This window comes from Hyphomonas sp. L-53-1-40 (assembly GCF_000682775.1).
Classification (GTDB): Bacteria; Pseudomonadota; Alphaproteobacteria; order Caulobacterales; family Hyphomonadaceae; genus Hyphomonas.
Genome location: NZ_AWFI01000001.1, coordinates 541,271 through 553,629, shown reverse-complemented (window position 1 = coordinate 553,629; position 12,359 = coordinate 541,271). Strand labels below are relative to the sequence as shown.

General features: G+C 59.3%; 13 protein-coding genes and 3 tRNA genes. 11 read left to right on the top strand and 5 right to left on the bottom strand.

Translation table 11 applies throughout. The features are described 5' to 3' along the window. Window positions 1–32: 32 nt before the first annotated feature. Window positions 33–737, bottom strand: a complete 705-nt coding sequence (locus L53_RS02695) for an IS6 family transposase (RefSeq protein WP_034811281.1) — start codon at window positions 735–737, stop codon at window positions 33–35. A gap of 64 nt (window positions 738–801) precedes the next feature. Continuing rightward, a tRNA-Ser gene (locus L53_RS02690) sits at window positions 802–891 on the bottom strand. A gap of 184 nt (window positions 892–1,075) precedes the next feature. Between L53_RS02690 and L53_RS02685 the strand changes: the two genes are divergently transcribed. The 4 genes from L53_RS02685 (at window position 1,076) to obgE (ending at window position 3,741) form a co-directional block, all read left to right on the top strand. Continuing rightward, a complete protein-coding gene (locus tag L53_RS02685; protein WP_034811278.1) occupies window positions 1,076–1,726 on the top strand; it encodes a 50S ribosomal protein L21 in 651 nt (216 codons plus the stop codon). 38 nt (window positions 1,727–1,764) lie between these two features. Next, the gene (rpmA, locus tag L53_RS02680) at window positions 1,765–2,034 is read left to right on the top strand and encodes a 50S ribosomal protein L27 (protein WP_034811276.1); all 270 of its coding nucleotides are present in this window, start codon (window positions 1,765–1,767) and stop codon (window positions 2,032–2,034) included. A 134-nt stretch (window positions 2,035–2,168) separates the two neighbouring features. Further along, window positions 2,169–2,684, top strand: a complete 516-nt coding sequence (locus L53_RS02675; RefSeq protein WP_051607482.1) for a GNAT family N-acetyltransferase — start codon at window positions 2,169–2,171, stop codon at window positions 2,682–2,684. A gap of 19 nt (window positions 2,685–2,703) precedes the next feature. Next, complete coding sequence (gene obgE, locus L53_RS02670; RefSeq protein WP_034811273.1) at window positions 2,704–3,741, top strand: GTPase ObgE; 1,038 nt, start codon at window positions 2,704–2,706, stop codon at window positions 3,739–3,741. On the opposite strand, the gene L53_RS02665 is transcribed toward obgE, so the two are convergent. Further along, window positions 3,738–3,968, bottom strand: coding sequence for an MJ0042-type zinc finger domain-containing protein (locus tag L53_RS02665; protein WP_034811271.1), 231 nt, complete (start codon window positions 3,966–3,968; stop codon window positions 3,738–3,740). The two genes, obgE and L53_RS02665, sit on opposite strands and share 4 nt — an antisense overlap. Window positions 3,969–4,075: 107 nt before the next feature. On the opposite strand from L53_RS02665, the gene proB reads away from it, so the two are divergent. The 3 genes from proB to L53_RS02650 are packed head-to-tail and all read left to right on the top strand — an operon-like array spanning window position 4,076 to window position 7,135. Beyond that, the gene (gene proB / locus L53_RS02660; RefSeq protein ID WP_034811269.1) at window positions 4,076–5,194 is read left to right on the top strand and encodes a glutamate 5-kinase; all 1,119 of its coding nucleotides are present in this window, start codon (window positions 4,076–4,078) and stop codon (window positions 5,192–5,194) included. Between the two features lie 10 nt (window positions 5,195–5,204). Next, window positions 5,205–5,669, top strand: a complete 465-nt coding sequence (locus L53_RS02655) for an N-acetyltransferase (protein WP_034811266.1) — start codon at window positions 5,205–5,207, stop codon at window positions 5,667–5,669. Further along, window positions 5,666–7,135 carry a RimK family protein gene (locus L53_RS02650; protein ID WP_034811264.1) on the top strand — a complete coding sequence of 490 codons (1,470 nt, stop codon included), beginning with the start codon at window positions 5,666–5,668 and terminating at the stop codon, window positions 7,133–7,135. Before L53_RS02655 ends, L53_RS02650 begins: the two co-directional genes overlap by 4 nt. Before the next feature lie 3 nt (window positions 7,136–7,138). Here the strand turns inward: L53_RS02650 and L53_RS02645 are convergent, their stop codons facing one another. After that, a complete protein-coding gene (locus L53_RS02645) occupies window positions 7,139–8,962 on the bottom strand; it encodes a long-chain-acyl-CoA synthetase (protein ID WP_051607481.1) in 1,824 nt (607 codons plus the stop codon). A gap of 136 nt (window positions 8,963–9,098) precedes the next feature. On the opposite strand from L53_RS02645, the gene L53_RS02640 reads away from it, so the two are divergent. The 4 genes from L53_RS02640 (at window position 9,099) to L53_RS02625 (ending at window position 10,539) form a co-directional block, all read left to right on the top strand. Further along, window positions 9,099–9,974 carry an acyl-CoA thioesterase II gene (locus L53_RS02640; RefSeq protein WP_034811262.1) on the top strand — a complete coding sequence of 292 codons (876 nt, stop codon included), beginning with the start codon at window positions 9,099–9,101 and terminating at the stop codon, window positions 9,972–9,974. A gap of 54 nt (window positions 9,975–10,028) precedes the next feature. After that, window positions 10,029–10,105 (top strand) — tRNA-Pro (locus L53_RS02635). Window positions 10,106–10,132: 27 nt separating this feature from the next. Further along, the gene (locus tag L53_RS02630) at window positions 10,133–10,441 is read left to right on the top strand and encodes an ETC complex I subunit (protein WP_034811260.1); all 309 of its coding nucleotides are present in this window, start codon (window positions 10,133–10,135) and stop codon (window positions 10,439–10,441) included. Between the two features lie 21 nt (window positions 10,442–10,462). Beyond that, window positions 10,463–10,539, top strand: a tRNA-Arg gene (locus tag L53_RS02625). Between the two features lie 92 nt (window positions 10,540–10,631). Here L53_RS02625 and L53_RS02620 read toward each other — a convergent pair. Next, a complete protein-coding gene (locus tag L53_RS02620) occupies window positions 10,632–12,335 on the bottom strand; it encodes a class I adenylate-forming enzyme family protein (protein WP_034811258.1) in 1,704 nt (567 codons plus the stop codon). Between the last annotated feature and the right edge of the window lie 24 nt (window positions 12,336–12,359).

Below are 12,359 nucleotides of genomic sequence, written 5' to 3'. Positions count from 1 at the left end.
ACCAGTCTCCGTTTTTCGCGAACGAGCAGGCCTTAGGCAGCGACTAGCTCGCGCCATTCGAGAAGAGCGGCGTCGCGTAGAGATTTGAACCTGGCCCTGCTCTCGATATTCCTTTGATGATTGAAGTGGTTGTGCACCAACGAATGGATTGAGACGAATTTTTGCAAACTTCGCATACGCCGGAAACGAGACATGGCGCGTTCTCTTCGTCGGAATGGCAAGTGTGAGTTTTCGGCGCGATTGTTCAGGTGCCGGCCGGTCTCTTGGCGCCCCTCGCTCCCGATCACCTTCATCGCCGCCCGATATGATGGACATTTGTCCGTCACCACGATTTTCGGATTGCCGTAGCGCCTCATGGCTTTTCTCATAAATTTCAATGCGGAAGCCTTATCCCGAGTTTTCGTGACGAAGGACTCCAGAACCTCACCCTCGTGATCGACCGCTCGCCAAAGGTAATGAGTCTGACCACGGATCTTCACAAAGACCTCGTCCAGGTGCCATTGCCACTGCGGACTATGCTTCATGCCCTCCGATCGACGCTTGCGGATCTTGTGCGCGAAATAAGTGCCGAAGCGGTCCACCCAGTGACGAACCGTCTCGTGGCAAATCTCGATCCCGCACTCGTGAAGCAGGTCTTCGACATTCCGCAAAGACAGCGGGAATCGGACATACATCATGACCGCAAGCTGGATGATTTCGGGGGACGTCTTGAAGTAGCGGAACGGGTTCTTGCTCATATACCGAGGTCAAACGCCAGATATGCTCACCTCAAGCCCGGTTCCTTTGACAATACCGTCTGGCTGGCGGAGAGAGAGGGATTCGAACCCTCGGAACCCTTGCGAGTTCACTAGTTTTCGAGACTAGCCTATTCAACCACTCTAGCACCTCTCCGCGGAGCCTGTGGACGGCTGCCTGCACTATATAATATGCGCGCCACATGCAAGCACCTGAAATCGCCTGAAGATGACATTTGACAGCGCGCCCTGATTGGTGTTTACCCGCCGCTTCGAGCGCGGAACCGGCAACGGCTTCGCGCGCAATTCATTTCGCTTACCATTCCGGAAGGACGAGACCCATGTTCGCGGTCATCAAAACAGGCGGCAAGCAGTATAAAGTCGCGGAAGGTGATACGATCACCGTCGAAAAGCTGGATACTGAAGCCGGTAAGGACGTAACCTTTGAAACCGTGCTCATGCTGGGCAATGGCGACGACGTAACTGTTGGCGCTCCCCTGGTTGACGGTGCAAGCGTGTTCGGTGAAGTCGAGGAGCAAACGCGCGGTGACAAAGTCATCATTCGCAAGAAGCGCCAGCGCCAGACCTATCGCCGTACGCAAGGCCACCGCCAGCACCTGACGGTCGTCAAGATCACTGGCATCAGCACCGACGGCAAGAAGCCAGCCAAGAAAGCCGCGCCAAAGAAGGCCGCCGCTCCAAAGGCCGAGACCCCCGCCGCCGAAGCTGCTGCACCCGCAGCCAAGCCGGAAGTCGATTCCCGCGGTCGTATCGCCAATCTCGAAGGCAAGCCGGACAATCTGAAAAAGATTTCAGGCGTCGGCCCGGTTCTCGAGAAAAAGCTCCACGAAGCTGGCATCTACTTCTTCTGGCAGGTCGCTGCCCTGAAAGAAGAGCAGATCACTGAGCTGGAAGAAGAAATGAGCTTCCCAGGCCGCATCACTCGCGATGAGTGGATCAAGCAGGCCGAAGAATTCGCCAAGGACGCATAAGGGCGCTATAAGCCCTTTATAGAGGATCGGAGCAAAGCATGGCTCATAAGAAATCAGGTGGTTCGTCCCGTAACGGCCGCGACTCAAACCCGAAATATCTTGGCGTCAAGAAATTTGGCGGCGAGCATGTCATTCCGGGCAACATCATCGTGCGCCAGCGCGGTACGCAGAAATACCCAGGCAAGGGCGTCGGCATTGGCCGCGACCACACCCTGTTTGCGCTTTCCGAAGGCAAGGTTGAGTTCACGCGCAAGACGGGCGGCCGTCTCTACGTGAACATTGTACCGGTTGCGGAAGCAGCAGAATAAGCGGCTGACAGCGCGGCCGCGGGATACGTGGCCGGATCGCTTCAGACGATCAGTTTCCAAGGGGAGGCAGGCCACTGCCTCCCCTTTATTATGTCCTCCCCTGCCCGCTTGGTCCTCATGGAGGGAGTTACGGCATGAGTACGCAAATCACGACCGACCGGCTGGTCCTGCGCCCGGTGGAGGCCAGCGACGCGGCACGGATCGCCGATCTGGTCAATGATCCGAAAGTTTACCGCATGGTGGCGCGCATTCCCGCGAACCAGACGGTGGCTCAGACGCTTGCCTGGATTGCCGGTCACACTGCAGGGCGTGAAGAGAATACCAAACACCCCTATGCGATTGTCGAGAACGGGGAATTGGTAGGCGTGACCAGCGCGCATCGCGACAGCACCTGGTTGCCCTTCGAGATCGGATACTGGCTCTCGCCGGACCGCTGGGGCAATGGTCTCATGACAGAGGCCACCGAGGCGCTTGTGGGCTGGCTGAAGCAGCGCGGCGAACGCGGCTTTGTGTCAGGCTATCTGGATGATAATCCGGCCTCGGGCCGCGTTCTGGAAAAACTGGCCTTCATGAAGGCAGATCGGATCAAGGTCTTCTGCCTTGGTCGCGGAGAGATGGTAGGCCACGTCAATATGGCGCGGATCGACTGAAACACGTAAGAGTACAGACATGAAATTTCTCGATCAGGCCAAAGTGTTCATCAAGTCCGGCGGTGGCGGCGCGGGCTGCGTCTCATTTCGCCGTGAGAAATACGTCGAGTATGGCGGTCCGAACGGCGGCGATGGCGGACGCGGCGGCGATGTCTGGGCGGAAGCTGTTGAGGGGCTGAATACGCTAATCGATTACCGCTACCAGCAACATTACAAAGCCAAGCGTGGCGGCCACGGCATGGGCAAGGAGCGCACCGGCGCGGGCGGCGATGACGTCGTGCTGAAACTGCCTGTGGGTACCCAGATATTCGAAGATGATCAGGAAACCCTGATTGCGGACCTCACAGAGGTCGGCCAGCGCGTCCTGCTCGCCGTTGGCGGTAATGGCGGCTGGGGCAATACACGGTTCAAGTCTTCAACCAATCAGGCACCACGCCGCGCCAACCCCGGTGAAGACGGCGAGGAACGCTGGATCTGGCTACGCCTGAAACTGATCGCGGATGCAGGCCTGCTGGGTCTGCCGAATGCCGGCAAATCTACCTTCCTGAGCGTTGTAACCGCCGCGACGCCCAAAATTGCCGACTATCCCTTCACGACGCTGAACCCCGGACTTGGCGTGGTCGATCTGGGGCCTGGCAGCCGGTTTGTGCTGGCGGACATTCCCGGCCTGATTGAAGGTGCTGCGGACGGTGCTGGACTCGGCCATCGCTTCCTTGGCCATGTCGAGCGCTGCAAGGTGTTGCTGCACCTGATCGATTGCACGCAGGACGATGTGGCGGGCGCCTACATGACGATTCGCAACGAGCTGGAGGCCTACAGCCCTGAACTGGCCCAGAGGCCGGAAGTGGTCGCGTTGAACAAGATCGACGCGCTGCTACCTGAGCAGGTCGAGGAGCAGCTCGCAAAACTGAAGACCGTATATGACGGCGACCCGCTGCTGATCTCTGGGGTGACCCGTGTTGGCGTGAAAAAAGCCCTTTCGGAGATCTCTCGCCACCTCGGACTCATAGCTGAGGAAGAGAATGCTGGCGAAGACGCCGACTGGACGCCGCTTTAGTGGTGATGATGCGGCTCGGTATTGTATCGTCCGCACTTGCCGCACTTCACGACCACGCCGTGCGCATCATGGTGCGCTACGTTGACCAGCAGCTTGGTCTTGCACGATCCACAGCGATAGGTCTCGTCACCGCCACCTTCGCGGGCGGGCGAGCCAGCAGTGTGTTCCACCACATCGGCGCCTTCGGCCTGGGCAGGGGTCAGCAGGATCATGTCGAATTGGGGCATTTCAGAAAACCTCGTCTTTTCAACTGTCGTGACGGTCAATCGCCCGGCTTGTCAACGGCTTCATTTTCGCTTTCGGCATTTGCCGCCGCAGTGTATCGCTCCGCCAGATGACTGAAACGCCTTTTGCTTCTGCCAAGCGTATCGTGGTGAAGACCGGCTCTGCCCTTGTCGCAGAGCACGGCCAACCGCGCCATGCCTGGCTGGAGAAACTCGCATTCGATATTGTTTCACTGCGTTCCAGAGGGTTTCAAATCATTCTCGTTTCGTCCGGCGCGGTTGCATTGGGTCGCAAAAGTCTTGGCAATTCTGTTTCAAACCGTCTCGACCAGAAACAGGCCGCCGCCGCGATCGGCCAGCTGCGCTTGATGTCTGCCATCGGCCAAGCCTTCGAGCCGCATGATGTCACCATCGGCCAGGCACTGCTGACGCTTGGCGATACCGAAAATCGCCGGCGCTGGCTGAACGCACGCGCAACCCTCGAGACCTTGCTGGAATCAGGCGTGGTGCCGGTCATCAATGAGAATGACACGGTGGCGACTGACGAGATTCGCTATGGCGACAATGACCGGCTGGCCGCGCGCGTCGCCCAGATGATGGGCGCGGATGTGCTGGTGCTCCTGTCGGATATTGACGGCCTCTACACGGCGGATCCGCGCACCCACCCGGAGGCAACGCATATTCCCCGCCTCGACCAGCTGACCGCCGAACATGACGCGATGGCGACCGGCGCGAACGCTGATGCCGGTGTCGGCTCTGGCGGCATGGCAACCAAGCTCGCCGCCGCGCGAATTGCGCATGCGGCCGGCTGCTCCACGCTGATCACGCTCGGCAATCGGGACCATCCCCTGCTTGCCATCGAAGACGGCGCGCGCGCGACGCTGATTTCCGCCGCCACCACGCCCGCCAATGCCCGTGCAGCCTGGCTGTCAGGTCATTTGACACCCGAAGGCTCAATCGAACTGGACGAAGGCGCGGCCAAGGCCCTGCGCAGTGGGGCGAGCCTGCTGGCCGTGGGGATCACCGCCGTCACGGGCACTTTCGAGCGCGGGGCCGCCGTCGCCTTGAACGCGCCCTCCGGCCAGATGGTCGGCAAGGGCGTCACCGCCTACAGTTCGGGCGAGATCGCCCGCGTCATCGGCCGCCATAGCGAAGAGGTCGAGGCGATCCTCGGCTATCGCGGCCGCCCGGCCATCGTCCATCGTGACGACATGGTTCTGCTCCGCTAGCCCCGCCCCGATGCACGACATTCGCGCCGCCACCCTGGACGACATCGCAGCGCTGACAGACCTGGAGCTTGCCTTTCCGGAGGAAGACCGGTTTTCGCGACGCACGTGGCGGCGCTTGCTGAGCGGGAATTCGGCAATCCTCGTATCCGACGGAAAGGATGGCCTGACCGGTGCAGCTGTCCTCCTGTTCCGCCGCAACAGCAAAGCCGCGCGACTCTATTCCCTGTCCGTCGCAGAAGCTGCGCGCGGCACCGGGCTTTCCGACCTTTTCCTTGAAAAATGCGAAGACATTTCAAAGCAGCGAAGCTGCGATACACTCAGGCTCGAAGTGCGCGAAACAAATAGCCGCGCAAAGCGTCTTTACGAACGCCATGGTTATCGCGTAATGGCGCGCGCCGCAGGCTATTATCCCGATGGAGAAGCCGCACTTAGATTAGAGAAGCCGCTGGGCGGCGTCTCGAGAGAGGATCAATGACCGATTGGGTCGTACTCGTAGAATCCGCCAACGACATCTCTCAGGCTGAGACGCCTCACAAGGTGCTGAAGGTATCAGACTATATCACCAAGCCGGCGCTGTTTTCCGGGCGACGGCCCTACATCCTGAATCTCTGCCGGTCCTATGGTTACCAGTCAGAAGGCTATTACGCCTCGCTGCTGGCCGAAGCGCGCGGGCACCGGGTCAGCCCCAGCGTCCAGACCATGGTGGAACTATCGGCCAAGGGACTCTACAGGCACGCCCTGCCCGATCTGGGCGAACGCCTGCGCGAAGCCCGCGCCAAGGGCGCGCCGGAGATCGAGCGTCTCTTCGTTGCCTTTTCCAAGCCGGAAACGCCAGGTTATGAGCGTCTTGCCCGCGAGGTCTCCGACTGGTTCCGCGTGCCGGCGCTTGAAGTCGAACTGGACCCGAAATCTCCGCACGGCATTGGCCGTGTCCGGATGGTGCCACCTCACAAGCTGAAAGGCGAACGCCGGGACTTCTTCCTTGAGGCAATGCAGGCTTACACAAGCGGGCGCATCAGCGAGCCGAAGTCCAAAGCCCCCGCCAAATGGGCGCTGGCCGTGCTGGTCGATCCGCATGAGAAGACCGCGCCGTCAAAGCCGTCTTCGATCAAGCGCCTCGCAGATGTCGCTGCCAAGATGGGCGTTGAGGTTGAGACAATCGAACCATCGGACCTGACCAGTCTTGCCGAGTTTGACGCCCTGTTCATCCGCGCCACGACCCAGATTGATAACTACACCTACAAATTCGCCCGCCGCGCCGAACAGGAAGGCATGCCCGTCATTGACGACACGCAATCCATGATCCGGTGCACCAACAAGGTCTTCCTCAAGGAGATACTCGAGAAGGCTGGCTTGCCTATTCCACACACGCTCATTCTCGATGAGAAGTCTGACCTTGCTGCCGTGTTCGAGACCTTGGGCAATCCCGTCGTGCTGAAGACGCCAGACGGTTCCTTTGGTACCAATATGGTCAAGGCTCGCTCTCTCGAGGAACTCCGCGCAGGCGCAAAGCAGATGTTCAAGGACACGGCCCTGATCATTGCTCAGGAATTCATTCCGACGAAGTTCGATTGGCGTATCGGGGTCCTCAATGGCGAACCGCTCTATGCCTGCCAATACCGTATGGCACGCGGCCACTGGCAAATTGTGAAACATGGTCCGGACGGCAAGACGAGCGAGGGAGGCTTCACCACCTTCCCAGTCGAGGATGCACCGCCCGAGGTGGTGGATGCGGCGGTGCGCGGCGCGCGCCTGATCGGCGATGGCCTCTACGGCGTCGACCTGAAGGAAACCGACCAGGGCGTCGTGATCATCGAGATCAACGACAACCCGTCAATTGACCATGATGTGGAAGGCGCCATCCTGAAAGACGAGCTGTGGCGGCGGATCATTTCCTGGTTTTCCACGCGGCTCGAAGAGCGCATGGGCCGGGTCGCCTGAGACCTAGAAGCGGAACGCGCCGGAGATCAGTGAGTCATACCGGTCCTGCGTGAACGGCACATATTGGCGCCGGTCGGGATGGTACATCCAGATCGGGTCATCCACCATGTCCGGATTGTAGCCCTCTTTCATCAGTTCCACTTTGCGATACTTCATCGTGCCGGTCGTGTCGGGCTCGCGCTGGATACGAATAAAAATCGGGATGGCGTAGGATGGAAGATTGGCTGACAGTTCATAGTGCAGGCTTTCGAAATCGACATCGCCATTCAGCGTAACCGCCGCCATGCCAGCCTTGCCTTCCGTCCCCGGAATTTCCACACCATAGACGTTGGATGTTTCGATTCCCTTCGAACGGATCATTGCGTCACTGACTTCGCTGGTGGAAACGTTTTCGCCCTTCCAACGGAACGTGTCGCCGATCCGGTCCACGAAGAATACATAGCCATTTTCGCACTTGCGCATCAAATCCCCCGTCCGGAACCATTTGTCTCCGGGTTCGAACACGTCTCGGAGAATTTTCTTCTCCGTCGCTTTTGGGTCCTGGTATCCAGCAAACTCGAATTCGTTTTCAGTAATGCGCCCCAGCATCTCACCGGCTTCGTTCGGCTCGGCCCGAATGACAAAGCCATCGTCACCGCGGACTACATCTTCCGTTTCGAGATCATACTTCACGAACTCGACATGATCGAACCGGGCCTTGAGCCATTTCGGAATGCGGCCAACCGCGCCGACCGTGCCGTCGATACTCATCAAATTCACATTGCCATCTGTCGCGCCATAGAACTCAACCAGATTTGTGATGTTGAACCGCTCACGGAACTCCGTCCAGATTTCCGGGCGCATCCCGTTGCCAAAGCCAGTCTGCAGGCGATGGGCACGTTCTTTCGGATGAACGGGTTGGTTCAGGAGATAGCGGCACAATTCGCCGATATAGACAATGGAGGTTGCGCCCTCATCGGCGACATCATCCCAGAATGCGCTCGCCGAAAATTTGCGGCGCAGAATTATACTCGCCCCCGTCATCATGGCCTGCCCGACGCCGCAGACTCCGCCAGTGGCGTGATACAACGGCAAAGTCAGATAAACGCGATCGCGCGGGCCTGTGTAGCAAGGCGCAATGAAGGTGCGCATCATGATCTGGAGACGGGAATTGGTAATGCGGGTCGCCTTGGGCAACCCCGTCGTACCCGAGGTGAAGATATACAGGCACATGTCTTTACCACGCAGATGCGCGCGCAAATCACGTGATGGGCGCTCTGCTGACAGGTTTGGCAACATGGCCGCAAGATCTTCGCCGTGCTCGCCGCCCATTGTCCAAACTTTTGGCGCAGATTCCATCTCGGCGGCGACCTTGCTGACGGATCGATCCCGACGCGGGCCTGCAATAATGTGCGCGGCTTCGGAAATGGTCAGGCAGTGTTTGAGCGGATCGCCATCAAGATGCGTATTCACCAGAGCCGTGATGACGCCGACCTTTGCCAGCCCAGCCCAGATCGCGACGTATTCCGGGCAATTCTCCATGCAAAGCGCGACGCGGTCGCCCGCTTCCAGGCCGTGCGCCAGCGCCCAATGGGCAATCCGGTTCGCCGTGGCATCGAATTCGGCATATGTGGTGAGCTTGCCTTCGAACCGAAACGCAATGTTCCCGGCATGCTTGTCGACACTCTCCTCGAAATCGTCCGCAACGAGTTGCCGGGAGTCCGGCGTAACGTCGCCGATCAGCTTGTGCATCCGGATCGCCATGCGTAAAAAATCGAGATCACGCTTCATTTGCGAGAAGGAATCGCGGAACGGGACGGCGGCAGGAAGAGCGGAGGGATTAACCATGATACCTGCCAATACCGGAATATGGTGAACATGTTGTGACCAGAGAAAGGTGGATTGGACAGGAATCGCGCACTTGCACAGTTTGCATCCACGAATGCCTCTGCTAGCTGCTGATCACACGATTTGGAGACCACGCATGACCGACCCTGTTGGAGACCTTCTGTCCCTGCTCGATATCGAGCGCCTGGAACTGGACCTGTTCCGCGGCCAGAGCCCGGATGAGCGCGCCAGCCAGCGGGTTTTCGGTGGTCAGGTCATCGCTCAGTCGCTGGTGGCGGCCTACCGCACCGTGCCGGAAGACCGGACATGCCACTCGCTCCATGCCTATTTCATCCGTCCCGGCGATCCGAAAGTGCCGATCATCTATCAGGTTGACCATTCCCGTGATGGCGGCAGCTTCACGACGCGGCGCGTGGTGGCGATCCAGCACGGAAAACAGATTTTCAACATGGCGGCGAGCTTCCAGACCGACGAGGAGAGCTGGGAACACCAGCACAAGATGCCGGAAGTGGACGGCCCCGACGGCCTGAAGGATCTTCGCGAACGCCGCCTGGAAATCGCCGACCGCCTGCCCGAGGCCCTGCGCGAAGATTTTGCGCGGGAACGCGACATCGAAATCCGTGATGTGGCGCCTCTGGACCTGATCCATCCCGAAATCGCAGACGATCACCACAATATCTGGTTCCGGGTCAGCCGCCCCATCGACGTACCGCCGGCGCTGCACCATTGCCTGTTGGCCTATGCCTCCGACATGGCTCTGCTCAGCTCCAGCTATCGCCCGCACGGCATTACCTGGCTGAACCACAAGGAATTGATGTCGGCCAGCCTGGATCACGCGATGTGGCTGCATGGACCCATCAAATTCGATGAATGGCACCTCTACTCCATGGACAGCCCATTTGCCGGCAAAGGGCGTGGATTCAATCGCGGAATGATCTTCAATATGGCCGGAGACCTCGTGGCAAGCGTTGCGCAAGAGGGTCTGGTGCGACGCTTGCGCACAAAAGACTGAATTCACAGCCGAAAGGGGCTTGCGCCGTAGCGCGACCCCATTATTACGGGAGTCCGGAGCGTAGCGCAGCCTGGTAGCGCATCTGGTTTGGGACCAGAGGGTCGGAGGTTCGAATCCTCTCGCTCCGACCATTCACTTTCTTAGCGGTGAGGTTCATCATGCAAGCGCGTATCTACAAGCCCGCCAAAAGCGCGATGACCTCCGGCAGAGGCAAGACCAAAGCCTGGATTCTCGAATTCGTGAACAATGACGCCAAGCGCTCGGCAGACCCCCTCATGGGCTGGACCAGCATTGACGACACGTCCGGACAGATCCGCCTTTCCTTCGAGACGCAGGAACAGGCAATCGAGTATGCCAAGAGCAAGGGTCTGACATTCACGGTTACGCCATCTGAAGAGCGGAAACGGCTTGTAAAGTCCTATAGCGCTAATTTCGACGCCAATCGCAAGCAGCCTTGGACTCACTAGGATGCCCGCCGGCAACAATCCGGCCCCGTAGCTCAGCTGGATAGAGCACCCGACTTCTAATCGGACGGTCGCAGGTTCGAATCCTGCCGGGGTCGCCATTCCTGGCGCGCGGCAGAATGGCTTTCCCTAAAATGAAACAAGCCCACCAGAGGCTGGAGGGCTTGCTCAAAATAATCGCTACTGTCAGGCGCTAGTTCGCCGCTGCGCTATCCAGTTCCTTGGTCAGCTGTTCTTTCAGGTCGCGCTTGATGAACTTGCCGCTGGCATTACGCGGCAGTGCGGTGAGGAACCAGACATAACGTGGCACCTTGTGCTTCGCCATGATGCCCGCGCAATGCTCACGAAGCGTGACGGCAGCCAGGTCTTCGCCCGGTTTCAACACGACGGCCACGCCGACCTCTTCGCCCAACCGGTCATCCGGTACGCCGAAGACGCTGCACTCTGCCACGGACGGGTGACGATAGATCGCCGCCTCGACCTCGGCGCAATAGACGTTCTCGCCGCCGCGCAGCACCATGTCTTTCTTGCGGTCCACAATAAAGATGAAACCATGCTCGTCGATCCGGGCAATGTCGCCGGTGTGCAACCACCCATCGGTAATCGATTCTGCCGTCGCCTCAGGCCGGTTGATATAGCCTTTGATGACCGAAGAGCCGCGCACCCACAGCTCGCCAACTTCGCCCTGCGCGACGGTCTCACCAAGATCATTGACGCACTTGGCCTCGAAATTGGGCATGGCCGGGCCAGCGCTGTCGGGCTTGTCGATGAAGAAGTCCGCCGCAACAGATGTAATGATGCCGCAGGTTTCGGTCATGCCGTAACCGGTATTCGGCCGAGCGGTTGCCACCGTGGAGTCGATCTTCTGAACAAGGTCTGGCGGCAATTGCGCACCACCGCCGCCCAGCGTTGCCAGGCTGGACGTGTCTGTCTTTTCGAAGTCCGGATGGTTGATCAGTTCGCGGGCCATGATGGGGACACCGCTCATCGCCGTGACCTTCTCGGTCTCAACCAGTTTCAATGCCTCGCCCGCGTCCCAGCGATACATCAGCACGATCTTGCCGCCCGCAGCGGTAATGAGATACGCGGCGCAATTGTTCGCCGTGACATGGAAGAGCGGCGTCGTGATCAGGCCAACCGGAACCGGCGCTTCTTCAGGTGGCATTTCCCCCGTGGCGCGCGCGGTCGCGAGCTGGGTGGAAGCCCCCGCAAATGCCATGTTCAGCAAGTTGGACACACAGCCCCGATGGGTCAGCTGTGCGCCTTTCGGGAAACCGGTCGTGCCGGATGTATAGAAGATGCACGCATCCGCGTCGGGGTCGACACTGACGTCCGGCAATGCGCCGCCATGGGCCAACACGTCTGACCATTGGATGACAGGCGATGGCGCATCCGGCGCGCGTACACCGACGATCTTCATCTTGTCGGCCGCGCCGGAAATGGCGAGCACCCGCTCCAGCCGCTCTGAGTCCGCAAACAGGATCTTGGGTTCGGAGTCCTTTAGCGCGTATTCCATTTCCTCAGGTGTCCACCAGGCATTCATGCCAACCACGGCAATTCCAACCGAGACACAGGCCCAATATAGCAGCATCCATTCAGGATAGTTGCGCATGGCGATCGCCACACGGTCGCCGGGCTTTACGCCTTGGTCAAACATCCAAGCGGCGGCCGACGCCACATCGCGATGTGCATCCGCATAAGTCCAACGCTCATCCTGGTAGACCAGATAGTCGCGTTCGGGGAATTGGAGCGTCGACATCCAGACTTCCCGCACACTGGGCGGGGCGTTCTTGTAGACGCGGAGCCGGTTGCCCAGAACTTCGGCCTCGACGATCTCGAATTCGCCGCCGGGGCCTGTCAGTTCTTCCCGTGCTTTCAGGAGTTCGGTGTAGTGCATGTTTCCTCCGGATCGTTTTGTCCG